Genomic DNA, 14,088 nt, shown 5'->3' on the forward strand with positions numbered 1-14,088 from the left:
GCCGGAGGCTTTCCGTATGTGCAAGATTCCGCAACCGCGTGGGACCGCTGGATACGGCCTACCCCGGCAGTAACGATCCTTGCACGTAAATACTGGACAGCAGCGGATAGACCTCCCGAGTGTGTTCCCGGGAGAGCCAACAAAGAGGAAAGTTGCCCCAATCGTCCGGCTTCATGCTTGTTCCGGGCTGGGGTTTGAAGGGGCTTCTTGGGGGTGAAGGACTGAGAGGTCCCTCCTAGCCCGTAGGGTGCAGAAACGTGAGAGCTATCCGCCGGTTTACCGTCCGCACCGTCCTGCCCACGGAGCTGGTCGCCCTGGGCGAGCTCGTGCACAATCTCCGCTGGTCCTGGCACCCGGAGACGCTCGACCTCTTCGCCGAGGTCGACGCGGCCCTGTGGGAACAGGTCGGGCACGATCCCGTGGCCCTGCTCGGCGCCGTCACACCGGCCCGGCTCAACGAGCTGGCCGCCGACCGCCGTTTCCTCCGCCGCCTCGCCGACGCAGCTGACGACCTGCGCGAATACATGACGTCGCCGCGCTGGTACCAGACGCTGCCCGACGTCGCACGCGCCATCGCCTACTTCTCCCCCGAGTACGGCATCGCCGCCGCGATGCCCCAGTACTCGGGCGGTCTCGGCATCCTCGCCGGCGACCACCTCAAGGCGGCCAGCGACCTGGGCGTGCCGATCCTCGCGGTCGGCCTGCTCTATCGCCACGGCTACTTCACCCAGTCCCTGTCGCCCGAGGGCTGGCAGCTTGAGCACTATCCGGCGCTCGACGCCGGCGGGCTGCCGCTGACCCTGCTGAAGGACGGCGACGAACCCGTCAAGATCCGTCTCGGCCTGCCCGAGGGCCGCGTCCTGCACGCCCAGGTCTGGGTGGCGCAGGTGGGCCGGGTGCCGCTGCTGCTGCTCGACTCCGACGTGGCCGACAACGACACCGCCGCCCGCGACGTCACCGACCGCCTCTACGGCGGCGGCACCGACCACCGGCTCATGCAGGAGCTGCTGCTGGGCGTGGGCGGCGTACGCGCCATCAGGGCCTACTGCCGCATCACCGGCCACGCCGAGCCCGAGGTCTTCCACACCAACGAGGGCCACGCCGGCTTCCTCGGCCTGGAGCGCATCCGCGAGCTGACCGAGTCGCGCATGTCGTTCGACGAGGCCCTGGAGGCCGTCCGCGCCGGCACGGTGTTCACCACGCACACGCCGGTGCCCGCCGGCATCGACCGGTTCCCCTGCGACCTGATCGAACGCCACTTCGGCGGCGACTCCGCCTGGCCGACCGTGCCCGTCGAGCGCATCCTGGCCCTGGGCGCCGAGGCCGAGCCCGGCCGCTTCAACATGGCCGTCATGGGCATGCGCCTGGCCCAGCGCGTCAACGGCGTCTCCGAGCTGCACGGCGCGGTCAGCCGGGAGATGTTCAAGGACCTGTGGCCCGGCTTCGACCTCGACGAGGTGCCGATCGGCTCGATCACCAACGGCGTGCACGCGCCCACGTGGGTCGGGCGCGAGTTCATGGAGCTGGCGGGCCGCGAGCTGCCCTCGCTGATCGAGCGAGCCCGCGGCTGGGAGGGCATCCAGAAGATCTCCGACCGGGAGATCTGGGAGATCCGCGGCAAGCTGCGCAGGCGGCTGGTCGAGGGCGCGCGCGAGCGGCTGCGCAGGTCGTGGCGCGAGCGCGGCGCCTCGGTCGCCGAGCTGGGCTGGATCGACGAGGCGCTCGACCCCGACGTGCTGACGATCGGCTTCGCCCGGCGGGTGCCGTCGTACAAGCGGCTCACGCTCATGCTGCGCGATCCCAGGCGGCTGGCCCGGTTGCTGCTCGACCCGGACAAGCCGGTGCAGATCGTGATCGCCGGCAAGGCGCATCCAGCCGACGAGGGCGGCAAGAAGCTGATCCAGCAGATCGTCAAGTTCGCCGACCAGCACAACGTGCGCCACCGCATCGTCTTCCTGCCCGACTACGACATGACGCTCGGCCAGCTCATGGTCCAGGGCTGCGACGTGTGGCTGAACAACCCGCTGCGGCCGCTGGAGGCGTCCGGCACCTCGGGCATGAAGTCGGCGCTGAACGGCGGGCTCAACCTGTCGATCCGCGACGGCTGGTGGGACGAGTGGTACGACGGCACCAACGGCTGGGCCATCCCCACCGCCGACGGCGTCAGCGACCCCGACCGGCGCGACGAGCTGGAGGCCGGCGCCCTGTACGACCTGATCGAGCACGAGGTGTCCGACCGCTTCTACGACCGGCCGTTCGACGAGCTGCCGCGCAGGTGGATGGAGATGGTCAAGCACACCCTGGCCTCGCTCGGGCCCAAGGTGCTGGCCGGACGCATGCTCCGCGACTACGTCGTCGACCTCTACACCCCGGCCGCCAAGTCGGCCCGCGCGCTGTCGGCCGACTCCTACGCCGCGGCCAGGGCGTTCGCGGCCTGGCGGGTGCGCGTCACGCGGGCCTGGCCGGGCGTGCGGGTCGAGCACGTCGAGGCGTCCGGCGTGGGCGACGCCCCGGAGGTGGGCGCCTCGGTCGAGCTGCGGGCCACGATCGCGCTCGGCGACCTGGAGCCGGGGGACGTGCTGGTCGAGGCCGCGTACGGCAAGGTCGGGCCGCACGACGAGCTGGTCCGGCCGCGGTACGCGCGGCTGGCCCTGGAGTCGCTGGAGGACGACGGCCACGCCCACTTCACGGGCCGGGTGCCGCTCGACCGTACGGGGGCCTTCGGATACACCGTCCGGGTTGTCCCGCATCACCCGTTCGCTGCCACTCCGGCGGAACTGGGGCTGATCGCCGTCCCGGAGGAGCCGGTGGGAATGACGAACGGTACCTTGCGCTGATATATCCGGACGAGGTCGGCCCGGTGGTCGGGCGGTGCATAATCAGGACCGTGGACGACAGCGGGAACGGCCTGCGGGCCGACAATCTGGTGGCCACGGTCCGCGGTGTCCTGCCGTCCCTGACGCCTGCCGCGCAGACCGTCGCCCGGCTCATCCTGGAGGATCCGGCGACGGTCGCGCGCAGCACCATCACGGAGCTGTCGGCTGCCTCCGGCACCAGCGAGGCCACCATCGTGCGCACCGCGCGGCTGCTCGGCTTCGCCGGATACCCCCAGCTCAGGCTGGCTCTGGCGGCGGCGGCCGCGCAGCCCGACCGGCTCGTGCCCGGCGACCTGGCGCCCGACGACCCGCTGTCGGAGGTCATCCAGAAGGTGGCCAGGGCCGAGTCGGAGGCCATCAACGACACCGTCGCCCAGCTCACCAGCGAGCGCCTGGGCCTGGTCGTCGACGCGATCGTGGGGGCCAGGCGCATCGACGCCTACGGCGTGGGCGCCTCGGGATTAGTCGCCGAGGACGTCGCCCAGAAGCTGCTGCGCATCGGCCTGTCCAGCCACGCCTTCCAGGACGCCCACCTGGCCCTGACCAGCGCCGTCCTGCTGAAGGCGGGCGACGTGGCGATCGGCATCAGCACCTCGGGGGAGACCCCCGACGTGATCGAGCCGCTGCGCCGGGCGGGCGAGGCGGGGGCCACCACGGTGGCCGTCACCAACAACCCGCGCTCGACGATCGCGGAGCTGGCCGAGCACGTGCTGATCTCGGCCGGGCGCGAGACGGAGTTCCGTCCCGGCGCCCTGGCCAGCAGGATCAGCCAGCTCCTCGTCGTCGACTGCGTGTTCGTCGGCGTCGCCCAGCGCACGTTCGACTCCTCTCAGGAGGCGCTCGCGAGCACCAGGCGCGCCGTCAAGGAGTTCACCCGGAGAACGACACCTGCACGTCGTCAGCCTTGACGTACATCACGCGGTGCCCGAACTGGATCTCCAGGTACTTCGTCTTGCCCTTGACCACCGTGTGGTCGGCCAGGTCGAACGTGACCGCCCGGTAGTACTCGGCGGCGGCCGGCCCGGCCAGCGTGTACTTCTCGCCCGCCGAGAACGTGTACTGCAGCGGCGTCACCGCCTGGTACGGAATGCCGGCCGGGTACGCCTCCTGCTCCGGGTACGCCCGCCCGAACACCGGCACGGTCGCCCTGCCCGGCTTCGGCGTGACGACGAGCCCCATCGACGGGATCGCGGTCGGGGCGCTCGCCGGGTTGTGGAACCACGCCTTCTGGCCGAGGTACCAGATCGCCGTCCAGTCGCCCTGGCGGTCGGCGACGGCGAAGCGCTGGCCGGTGCTGGCCCTGGCGCTGTGGTCGTACACGCTGTAGAGCGAGCCGCCGGTCGGGTGCTTGCCGATGTCCTTGATCAGCGGGGCGTCGTCGCGCGGCTCGGTGCGCAGCCACACGGTGCCGGCGCTGAGCGGCGGGCAGGCCGCCTCGGGGTTCTTGCGGTCGCAGCCGTAGAAGTAGGGCTTGTTGGTGGCGAAGTCCGGCTTGATCATGACCGAGCCGGCCTGCGGCCCGCCGAACTGGTGCAGCGGCGCGCCCATGAGCTGGAAGTAGTGCGCCCAGTCCCAGAACGGCCCCGGGTCCTCGTGCATGCCGCGGACCGTGCTCGGGATCGTGCCCGGGACGTTGTCGTGGCCCAGGATGTGGGCGCGGTCGAGCGGCACGCCGTGCTTGAGCGCCAGGTAGCGGACGAGCCGGGCCGACGAGCGGTACATCGCCTCGGTGTACCAGGTGCTGCCCTCGGCCAGGAAGCCTTCGTGCTCGATGCCGATGGACTTGGCGTTGATGTACCAGTTGCCGGCCTGCCAGCCGACGTCCTTGGTCTTGATGTGCTGGGCGATGTGCCCGTCACTGGAACGGACCGAGTAGTGCCAGCTCGCGCCGTAGTTCGGGTCCTGGTTGAGCTTGATCGACGGGAGGAAGTAGCCCTCCATGTCGTGGATGATGATGTAGTCGACCTTCTGGCTGACCGGCCGGTTGGCCAGGTCGTAGTGGCCGTAGTCGTCCGGCGGGAGCTCCTGGTAGGCCGAGGGGATCCACTCGCAGGAGATCGAGGCCGGGCACTCGACGCCGTCGCGCCGCGCGGGCCGCAGGCCGAGCTTCTCCAGCCACTTCTCGATCTTCTCCAGGTCCGGGACCTTGGGCAGGGTGACCTTCTGCCCGTCGTCCGTGGTGCGCTCGGCGCCCTCCTGGATGGTGGCGTAGACCTCGTCGGCGAAGAACTTGGCCGCGTCGGCCTCGTCGGCGCCGGAGTACTTGGCGACGGCGCCGTACCATTCGCCGGGGTTGGCGCTCAGGGGTGCGCCGAGGCTCTTCTGGTAGTCGGCGAGCAGCGCCGCGCCGCCGCGGATGTTGGCCGCGTCGTCGGTGCGCAGCCGCTCGTGGCTCTCGCCGGTGAGCTGCGCGGCGCGTTCCATCGTGCGCAGCGAGGCGGGGATCTCCGCCGGGGCGGGCGTCGCCGTGGGCGCGAGCGGCCTGCTCTCGTCGCCGCGGGCGTCCTCCTCGCCTTCTCCGTGGTGGTTCGAGCCGGTGTACGCGGCCGCGTCGGTCAGGTGCATCGGGCCGAACCCGGCGTCGCTCGACGGCTGGCCCGCGTGGGCGTCCCAGCGCGACTCCAGGTACGAGACGCCGAGCAGCACGCTCTGGGGGACCTTGAACTCGTCGGCCGCCGCGGCGAACGCCTGCTGCCGGTCGGCGGGCTCTTCGGCGTTGGCCGAGGGCACTTGGGTTAAGGGCAACAAGGCGACGACGGCGATCGCCAGCGCTCTGCGCATGAACCGCTCCTTGACTGGGGGGCGTGGTGCGCGTTCAGCGTCTCAACATTTTCCTTCTCTGGCGAGAACTTTGCGAAGATATTTTTCATCCCTTAACGGACCGCCGGGCCGGCTCCGGCGGCCCGTTCCCGAGGACTAGCAGGTGACGGGCTGGGTAGGCGGGCCTCGGAGGAGAGGGGGAGTTGTCATGCCTCGACCCGGAAGTCACTCCTACGACAACGAGCGCCGCCGGCTGCGCAAGCAACTGGACCGGCAGGGGATGAGCGAGCAGGAGCTCAAGAAGCGCGTGGCCAGGAAACTCCAGTCGGACCCGGACAAGAGCCCGCGCAAGGTGGGCGGCGACCGCGCCGAAGGACCCAAGTCCGAACGGCCTCGCCGGGGGGAGCGCTGAGGCCCTGATGATCGGCATCATCGACCGCGTCGGCGTCCAGGACCTGCTCGCGACGCGCGACGCCCAGCTCGCCGAGGTGCTGCCCGAGCGCGAGTACGCCTGGGCGCACCTGCCCGGCGCCGCGCACCTGCCGCTCGGCTCGCTCGACCGGCTGGCCGACGACCTGCTGGACCGGTCGCGTCCGGTCGTCGTCTACTGCCACGACTGGCTCTGCGACCTGAGCCCGCGCGCCGCCCACCGGCTGGCCCGGCTGGGCTTCGCCGACGTGCACGACTACGGCCTGGGCAAGATGGACTGGTTGTCGGCCGACCTGCCGTACGAGGGGGAGGCCGTCCTGGTGGGCTCCGGCGCCCGGCGCGACCCGGTCACGGCCGACCTGGAGGACCCGCTGGAGGAGCTCAGCGAGCGCATCGTCGCCGACCCGGCCGGGCTCGCGGTCGTGGTGGACCGGGACGAGGTGGTGCAGGGCGTCATCGGGTCGCGCGAGCTCAAGGGCGCCGACCTGACCGGCACCGCCGAGGCCGCCATGAACACCGGCGTCACCACCGTACGGCCCAGCGAGCAGCTCGACGCCCTGGCCACCCGCATGGAGGGCGCGAACGTCGACCACGTCGTCGTCACCCGTGCCGACGGCACCCTGGTCGGCCTCTACGGGCTCGGCGACCTGCGCGAACCCGGCTGGGAATCCGATCTCGGATAGCGGACGGGATTTGGAGCGGTCACCCGGCGTCTGCTAGCGTCAACAGCATGTCAGTGATCAGCCGATTTTGGCGCTATGTGGCGGCTCCGGGTGGAGCCGAAGGTCACATGCGCTGACTTACTGATCACCCGGAGCCCAAAGGCAGAGACGTCTCGTCTCTGCCTTTCGTCGTTCAGGCGGACGGCTCCGGGGGCCACGGATGTGGGCCGTACCGCCTTCGAACTTCCATCGAAAGCGGAGGACCAGCCCATGACCACGACCAGCGACCTGCGCATCACCTCGTTCGAACCCCTGCCCACGCCCCGCGAGCTCATCGGTGAACAGCCGCTCGGCCCGGAGCGCGAGGCGCTGGTGGCGGCGAGCAGGAACGCCGTGCGCGACGTGCTCGCCGGCGACGACGACCGCCTGCTGCTCATCGTCGGCCCGTGCTCGGTGCACGACCCGGAGGCCGCGCTCGACTACGCCCGCCGCCTGGCCGCCGCCACCCGCGACCTCGGCGACGCCCTGTGCGTGGTCATGCGGGTGTACTTCGAGAAGCCGCGTACCACCATCGGCTGGAAGGGCCTGATCAACGACCCGGACATCGACGGCGGCCACGACGTCCAGCGCGGGCTGCGCCTGGCCAGGACGGTGCTGCTCGACGTGCTCGACACCGGGCTGCCGGTGGGCTGCGAGTTCCTTGAGCCCACCAGCCCGCAGTACATCGCCGACGCCGTCACCTGGGGCGCGATCGGCGCCCGCACGCCCGAGAGCCAGGTGCACCGCCAGCTCACCTCCGGCCTGTCCATGCCGGTCGGCTTCAAGAACGCCACCGACGGCGACGTGCAGGTGGCCATCGACGGCGTGAAGGCCGCCGCGCACCCGCAGGTGTTCTTCGGCATCGACGACGAGGGCCGGGCCGCGGTCGTCTCGACCACCGGCAACCCCGACTGCCACGTCATCCTGCGCGGCGGGCGCACCGGCCCCAACTACGACCCCCAGTCCATCGGCGACGCGCTCGCGCTGCTGGCCAAGGCCGGGCTGCCGGAGCGGCTGATCATCGACGCCAGCCACGGCAACAGCGGCAAGGACCACGTACGGCAGGCGGCCGTGGTGCGCGAGGTGGCCGGACGCCTGGCGGCGGGCGAGAAGGGCATCGCGGGGCTGATGGTGGAGAGCTTCCTGGTGCCGGGACGGCAGGAGCCCGGCCCGGCCGAGGGCCTGACGTACGGGCAGAGCATCACCGACGCCTGCGTGGGCTGGGAGGAGACCGAGCGCCTGCTGGCCGAGCTGGCCGACGCCGTGCGCGCCGGCCGCGCCGCCGGCTGACGGCCTCCCGGCGGCCCCGAGGTGACGGGCGGGCCGCCGGGGGCCCGGCAGGGCCGGTCAGGTGCGGCGGTCCAGCCGGAACGTCGGATGCCCCGGCGTGCCCGGCTGGGCGTCCAGCGACTTGTCGTCGAGGATGGGCGCGGCGTCCTCGGCCACGAAGACGCGCACGTCCCCCTGCTCGATGACCTGGTCCCCGGCGTACGGCGTGCTCGCCAGCGACACCTCCAAGGCGCCCGCCTCGTCCGGCTTGGCGGCGATCCGCAGGCCGGCGTGCGCGGGCACGTCCTCGCCGACCATCAGGTCACGGATCGCGACCACGGCGTTGTCAGTCAAAGTCAGCACGATGCGCTCCTTCTCGCTGGAGACCCCCCGCCTCCCCCGCGACCAGGGCGGCAAACGCGCCGGGCCGGGATGAGCGCCCGCCATGGGGGTAGCGGAGCGTCATGGCTGACAAGGACGCCGACAAGGACGCCGACAAGGACAAGGGCGTGCTGGACGCCCTGCTCGAACAGTGCGGCCAGACGTTCGCCGCGGAGGCGGGCATCCGGCTCGCCGACCGGCCGCGGCCGCTGTACCAGCTCCTCGTGCTGGCCACGCTGCTCAGCGCGCGCATCTCGTCCGGGGTGGCGGTGGCGGCGGCGCGCGAGCTGTTCGCCGCCGGGTACCGCACGCCGCGGGACATGGCGCGGGCGAGCTGGCAGGACCGCGTGGACGCCCTCGGCCGCGGCCACTACCGGCGTTACGACGAACGCACCTCGACCATGCTCGGCAGGGGCGCCGAGCTGCTGCTCGACCGCTGGAAGGGCGACCTGCGCAGGTTGCGCGACGAGGCCGGGGGCGACCCCGGGCGCATCGGCGAGCTGTTGCGGGAGTTCCCCGGCATCGGCCCGACCGGCGCCGACATCTTCCTGCGCGAGGTCCAGGGCGTGTGGCCGCAGGTCGCGCCGCACCTGGACGGACGGGTCCTGGACGGCGCGGCCCGGCTCGGCCTGCCCCGCCAGGAACGCGGCCTGGCCCGCCTGGCCGGCTCCGGCGACGAGCTGGCCCGCCTGTCGGCGGCGCTGGTCCGCGTGTCGACCAGCAAGAAGGCCGCCGACGAGGTGAGGTCGGCCGCAGCGGGGTGAGCGGGGACGCTCTGTTAGGTTCGGCTCATGGGTGAGTTTGTAAGCGTCGAGGTGGCCGACCAGATCGCCACGATCCGTCTTGACCGTCCGAAGATGAACGCGATCGACGTTCAGACGCAGCGGGAGCTCGTCGAGGCGGCGCTTCAGGTCGATGCCGACGACCAGGTGCAGGCGGTGATCCTCTACGGCGGCGAGCGGGTCTTCGCCGCCGGCGTGGACGTCAAGGAGATGGCCGACATGTCCTATGCCGACATGTCCACCCACTCCCGCACGCTCCAGGCGTGCTTCACCACGGTGGCCCGCATCGGCAAGCCGGTCATCGCCGCCGTCACCGGCTACGCCCTGGGCGGCGGCTGCGAGCTGGCCCTGTGCGCCGACTTCCGGGTGGCCGGCGAGTCGGCCCGGCTCGGCCAGCCGGAGATCCTGCTCGGGCTCATCCCGGGCGCGGGCGGCACGCAGCGCCTGCCCCGGCTCGTCGGCCCGTCCCGCGCCAAGGATCTGATCTTCACCGGCCGGCACGTCCCCGCCGCCGAGGCCCTGGCCATCGGGCTGGTCGACCGGGTGGTGCCGGACGAGCAGGTCTACACGGCGGCCCTGGAGTGGGCGGCCACGTTCGTCGGCGGCCCGGCCGTGGCGCTGCGCGCCGCCAAGCAGGCCGTCGACCAGGGCGCCGAGGTCGACCTCGACTCCGGCCTGGAGATCGAGCGCCTGCACTTCTCCGGCCTGTTCGCCACCGACGACGCCAGGATCGGCATGCGGGCCTTCGCGGAGAAGGCCAAGGCCAAGTTCACCGGACGGTGACCGCCCGGCCGCCATACGAATGCGACCCTTTGGAGTAGGCCGTCCAAGGGGAAGCGGGTTTGCCAGTATGGTGGCGTTTCATGATGCGCGTCCCGGTCCCCGCCCGGCTGCGTAAAGCCGTGCGTACGTGGTTCGACTCCCGTTACATCTCCGTCGCCGACCACCGTCAGGACATCCGGGACGCGCTCTGGGAGGTCCAGACCCTGCGCAGGGAGATGGCCACTTTGCAGGGCGAGGTCGAGCGGCTGCGGAACGCCCGCCCGCCGGCCGGGCCGGTGATCGACAAGGCCAGGGTCGACGACACGTACCGGCTGGCGCAGGAGACCGCGCAGGCCCTCGACGGCGTGCTCCAGAACGAGGTGCTCGTCTGGCAGGCCATCGACGACCTGCGGGCCCGCGTCCCCGAGGGGGGCCGGCCGTGCGCGTGACCTGGTCCGGCACCGAGCTGACCTTCCGTCTCGACCCCGAGGACGAGATCACCGGCAGGGCGGCCGACGACCATCCCGTCAAGCTGGCCACCAACTCCTGCTCGATCGGCGGCGTGCCCGCCGACGCCCACCCCGACCTGTTCGCCGTGGCCGCCTGGACGATCGTGGCGCCCTGGACCAGGCGGCGGATCACGTTCGACCGGGCCGTCTCCGCCGAGGTGGCCGCGGCCCTGCACGACGGGTGGGGCATCGAGGCCGGGCCGGTCGGGGCCGAGCCGCGCCGGGCCGGGGACCGGCTCGCCCTCTCCTACAGCGGCGGCGCGGACTCCGTGGCCGCAGCGGCCATCCATCCGTCGGCGCCGTTCGTGCACTTCCGGCGGGTGCCGCATCCGCGGGTGCCCAACCGGTGGCCGCACTACCGCTCCGACGTGCTGGCCAAGCTGGCCGAGCGGACCGGCCGCGAGCTCACCACCGTCACCTCCGACCTGGAGTTCACGCTCGCCGAGCCGCGTCCCGGTTATCCGGAGCACCACGCCGTCGCGGTGGGGGCGCTCCTGCTGGCCGACCGGATGAACCTCGGTGGCCTGGGCTTCGGCTATGAACTCGGTTCACGCTGGCTCGGCGGTGACCGTTACTTGTTGCGGTTCACGCCTGACAACCCCATGTGGGCGCCGCACGGCGCGTGGGGCCGGTTGTTCGCCGCCGCGGGCGTGCACATCGTGCTCCCGGTCGGCGGGGTGAGCGAGGCCGTCACCATGCGGCTGGCCCTGAACTCCGAGCTCAAGGACCAGGTGCGCTGGTGCCTGCGCGGCACCGACGGCCCCTGCCGGACCTGCGGCAAGTGCCTGTACAAGGAGCTCATCCAGGCCGCCGTCGAGCGCCGTCCCCTGGACACGCCCCTCACCGCCGACCGTCCCGTGGCCCGCAAGTGGCTGCGGCCGCCCCCCTTCGGGGGCCAGGAGATGATCGAGTACGGCCTCGCCCGGATCCCCGGCGTCGAACGGTCCCTGTTCGCCAAGGCCCTCGACCACTTCGAGGCCACCGAGGAGTCCACGAGCTGGCTCGACCACTGCTACCCGCCGGCGATCGAGGAGATCCCCCAGCCGTGGCGGGCGGAGGCGGCCGCCTTCCTGACCTCCCAGGTCGGCCTCATGACCGAGGCCGAGGTACGGCGGGTGGAGACGTGGGGCACGTGACCGTCCGCGGGACGGATCCGGCGAAGTGCGAGGAGTTGACTGCGTGAAGGTTTACCTGTCGGTGGACATGGAGGGCGTGACGGGGCTGACCGACCCCGAGGAGATGCACGCCGGCAAACGCGGCTACGACCGCGGCTGCGAGCTGATGACCGCCGACGCCAACGCCGCCGTCGAGGGCGCGTTCGCCGCGGGGGCCGGCTCGGTGCTGGTCAACGACGCCCACGGGTCTACCAAGAACCTGCGGATCGACCTCCTGGACCCGCGGGCGACCCTGATCCGGGGGCCGGGCAAGGCCCAGCGCATGGCCCAGGGGCTCGACGGCACGTTCCAGGCCGCGTGCTTCGTGGGTTACCACGCGAGGGCCGGCGTCCAGCACGGCGTGCTCAACCACACGTGGATGGGCAAGGAGATCCAGAACGTCTACCTCAACGGCGAGCTGTGCGGCGAGACCCGGCTGGTCGCGGCGTGCGCGGGCTTCCACGGCGTGCCGGTCGTGCTGGTGACCGGGGACGAGGCCGTCGGCGAGGAGGCGCGCGAGCTGCTCGGCGACGTCGAGACGGTCGCGGTGAAGAAGGGCATCGACAAGTTCTCGGCCGAGTTGCTGCCGCCGAGCGTCGCCCAGGCGAAGATCCGTGAGGCCGCCGCTCGCGCGCTGTCCCGGTTGAGCGACTTCACGCCTTATCAGGTGGAGGCGCCGTACACGCTGGGGGTGGAGTGGAACTCGACCGCCATCGCGGCGGCGGTGGCGCTGGTGCCCGGCGTGAAGACGGCCGGCTCGCGGCACACCGAGTTCACCACCGACGACTTCCGCCAGATCATGGCGCTGCTCGGAATCTTCGCCACCATCGGCGGCCAGGTGGCCTGCGGCAGCGGGCCGTACGGCTGAGATGTCGGTAACTGCTGACTCAGGGAGCGGGTGACGGTGGAAGGCGCGGCGCTGACCCGGCGGGGGCTGCTCGTCGGGATCGGAGCGGTGGGTGGCGCGGGCGCCATGTACGCCGCCATGGGCGCGCTCGGGCTCGCCCCCTCGGAGCAGGACAAGGAGTTCGCCGCGCCGCGCCCCGGCGACTTCTCCCTGCGCGGCAAGGGCGCGGCCAAGGTGGTGATCCTCGGCGCGGGCGTGGCGGGGCTGACCGCCGCGTACGAGCTGGGCAAGGCCGGCTACGACTGCACCCTGCTCGAAGCCAGGGGCAGGGCCGGCGGCCGGAACCTGACGCTGCGCGGCGGCGACCGCCTGACCGAGCTGAACGGCCCGGCCCAGGACGTCAGGCTGGGCGAGGGCGTCTACTTCAACGCCGGGCCCGGCCGCATCGCCCCCTGGATGGTCACCCTCGACTACTGCAGGGAGCTGGGCGTCCCGATCGAGACGTTCGTCAACAACAACGCCGCGGCGTACGTCCACACCAACGGTAAGACCGTGCGGGCCCGCACCGCCCGAGCCGACATGTACGGATATGTCGCGGAATTGCTGGCCAAGGCCACAAATATCGGCGCGCTCGACAAGGCGATCACCGCCGACGACCGGCAGCGCCTGCTGGAGTTCCTCCGCCGGTTCGGCGACCTGGGCCCCAAGCTCGACTACGAGGGCTCCCCCCGGCGCGGCTTCACCAAGTACCCGGCGCTCGACGGCGGCACCCCCGTCCCGCCCCCCGGCACCCTGCACGACGTGCTGGCCGCCGCCACCGGCCGCGCCATCACCAACGACTTCGGCTACGACATGGCCACCCCCATGTTCCAGCCGGTCGGCGGCATGGACGCGATCGTCACCAAGCTGACCGAGGCCGTAGGGGCCGACCGGATCAGGACCGGCGCCAAGGTCACCAGGATCACCACCCTGGACGACGGCGTCGAGGTGGCGTACGACGGCGGCAGCGTCAAGGCCGACTACTGCATCGCCACCCTCCCCCCGCACCTCCTCGCCAAGATCCCGCACAACCTCGGAGCGCAGGTCACCAGCGCCCTGGCCACCCCCATCCCGGTCGCCGCCGGCAAGATCGGCCTGGAGTACGGCAGGCGCTGGTGGGAGCTGGAGGACCGCATCTACGGCGGCGTCACCGAGACCGACCTGGACATCACCCACATCTGGTACCCCTCCCACGGCTACCACTCCGAACGCGGCCTGATCGTCGGCTACTACAACACCGAGCAGAACGCCGAGCTGTACGGCTCCCTGACCCCCGAGGACAGAAGGCGGAAGGCCCTCACCCAGGGCAGGAAGATCCACGGCGACAAGTACCGCCAGAACCTGCTGTCCAGCGTCTCGATCGCCTGGCACCGCCAGGAGCACATCCAGGGAGGCTGGATGTACTGGCCGTCCTTTGATTCGTCCTTCACTCTTCTGCAACGCCCCGCCGGAAGGGTCTACTTCGCGGGTGACTGGCTCACCCACTTGATCGCCTGGCAGGCAGGCGCCATGGAGTCGGCCCGCAGCGCCGTCACCCTGCTGCACCGGCGGGTGCTGCAGTCCACGTGACGTCGCACGC

Annotated in this window: 13 protein-coding genes; 11 read left to right on the forward strand and 2 right to left on the reverse strand. The window is 71.6% G+C overall.

What is annotated here, in order from left to right:
- Nucleotides 1-257: 257 nt before the first annotated feature.
- Nucleotides 258-2,837: an alpha-glucan family phosphorylase gene (glgP, locus tag ACIBK9_RS42100; protein WP_397164514.1), complete on the forward strand. Its 2,580-nt coding sequence runs from the start codon at nucleotides 258-260 to the stop codon at nucleotides 2,835-2,837.
- A 50-nt stretch (nucleotides 2,838-2,887) separates the two neighbouring features.
- Nucleotides 2,888-3,784 carry a MurR/RpiR family transcriptional regulator gene (locus ACIBK9_RS42105; RefSeq protein WP_364330608.1) on the forward strand — a complete coding sequence of 299 codons (897 nt, stop codon included), beginning with the start codon at nucleotides 2,888-2,890 and terminating at the stop codon, nucleotides 3,782-3,784.
- Here the strand turns inward: ACIBK9_RS42105 and ACIBK9_RS42110 are convergent.
- The gene (locus ACIBK9_RS42110; protein WP_397164516.1) at nucleotides 3,747-5,657 is read right to left on the reverse strand and encodes an N-acetylmuramoyl-L-alanine amidase; all 1,911 of its coding nucleotides are present in this window, start codon (nucleotides 5,655-5,657) and stop codon (nucleotides 3,747-3,749) included. The two genes, ACIBK9_RS42105 and ACIBK9_RS42110, sit on opposite strands and share 38 nt — an antisense overlap.
- Before the next feature lie 187 nt (nucleotides 5,658-5,844).
- On the opposite strand from ACIBK9_RS42110, the gene ACIBK9_RS42115 reads away from it, so the two are divergent.
- The 3 genes from ACIBK9_RS42115 (at nucleotide 5,845) to ACIBK9_RS42125 (ending at nucleotide 8,056) form a co-directional block, all read left to right on the forward strand.
- A complete protein-coding gene (locus ACIBK9_RS42115) occupies nucleotides 5,845-6,048 on the forward strand; it encodes a hypothetical protein (RefSeq protein WP_352322071.1) in 204 nt (67 codons plus the stop codon).
- 7 nt (nucleotides 6,049-6,055) lie between these two features.
- Nucleotides 6,056-6,748 carry a CBS domain-containing protein gene (locus ACIBK9_RS42120; RefSeq protein WP_387671127.1) on the forward strand — a complete coding sequence of 231 codons (693 nt, stop codon included), beginning with the start codon at nucleotides 6,056-6,058 and terminating at the stop codon, nucleotides 6,746-6,748.
- Nucleotides 6,749-6,997: 249 nt separating this feature from the next.
- Complete coding sequence (locus tag ACIBK9_RS42125; RefSeq protein ID WP_387671125.1) at nucleotides 6,998-8,056, forward strand: 3-deoxy-7-phosphoheptulonate synthase; 1,059 nt, start codon at nucleotides 6,998-7,000, stop codon at nucleotides 8,054-8,056.
- Between the two features lie 57 nt (nucleotides 8,057-8,113).
- Here the strand turns inward: ACIBK9_RS42125 and ACIBK9_RS42130 are convergent, their stop codons facing one another.
- Nucleotides 8,114-8,398, reverse strand: a complete 285-nt coding sequence (locus ACIBK9_RS42130; RefSeq protein ID WP_352328823.1) for a Fe-S cluster assembly protein HesB — start codon at nucleotides 8,396-8,398, stop codon at nucleotides 8,114-8,116.
- 101 nt (nucleotides 8,399-8,499) lie between these two features.
- Between ACIBK9_RS42130 and ACIBK9_RS42135 the strand changes: the two genes are divergently transcribed.
- The 6 genes from ACIBK9_RS42135 to ACIBK9_RS42160 all read left to right on the forward strand — a co-directional run bounded on the left by ACIBK9_RS42135 (nucleotide 8,500) and on the right by ACIBK9_RS42160 (nucleotide 14,078).
- Nucleotides 8,500-9,180, forward strand: coding sequence for an endonuclease (locus ACIBK9_RS42135; protein WP_397164519.1), 681 nt, complete (start codon nucleotides 8,500-8,502; stop codon nucleotides 9,178-9,180).
- A gap of 27 nt (nucleotides 9,181-9,207) precedes the next feature.
- On the forward strand, nucleotides 9,208-9,981 hold the full coding sequence (locus tag ACIBK9_RS42140) for an enoyl-CoA hydratase-related protein (protein WP_352352246.1): 774 nt from the start codon (nucleotides 9,208-9,210) through the stop codon (nucleotides 9,979-9,981).
- 80 nt (nucleotides 9,982-10,061) lie between these two features.
- Complete coding sequence (locus ACIBK9_RS42145) at nucleotides 10,062-10,409, forward strand: hypothetical protein (protein ID WP_352328819.1); 348 nt, start codon at nucleotides 10,062-10,064, stop codon at nucleotides 10,407-10,409.
- Nucleotides 10,400-11,605 carry a DUF6395 domain-containing protein gene (locus ACIBK9_RS42150; protein ID WP_397164521.1) on the forward strand — a complete coding sequence of 402 codons (1,206 nt, stop codon included), beginning with the start codon at nucleotides 10,400-10,402 and terminating at the stop codon, nucleotides 11,603-11,605. The genes ACIBK9_RS42145 and ACIBK9_RS42150 overlap by 10 nt, the downstream gene beginning before the upstream one ends.
- Before the next feature lie 43 nt (nucleotides 11,606-11,648).
- Entirely contained in the window at nucleotides 11,649-12,491 is an 843-nt protein-coding gene (locus ACIBK9_RS42155; protein ID WP_397164522.1) for a M55 family metallopeptidase, read from the forward strand.
- Between the two features lie 30 nt (nucleotides 12,492-12,521).
- On the forward strand, nucleotides 12,522-14,078 hold the full coding sequence (locus ACIBK9_RS42160) for a flavin monoamine oxidase family protein (protein ID WP_397164524.1): 1,557 nt from the start codon (nucleotides 12,522-12,524) through the stop codon (nucleotides 14,076-14,078).
- Nucleotides 14,079-14,088 lie beyond the last annotated feature (10 nt).

The organism is Nonomuraea sp. NPDC050227 (genome assembly GCF_044459705.1).
Taxonomy (GTDB): domain Bacteria; phylum Actinomycetota; class Actinomycetes; order Streptosporangiales; family Streptosporangiaceae; genus Nonomuraea.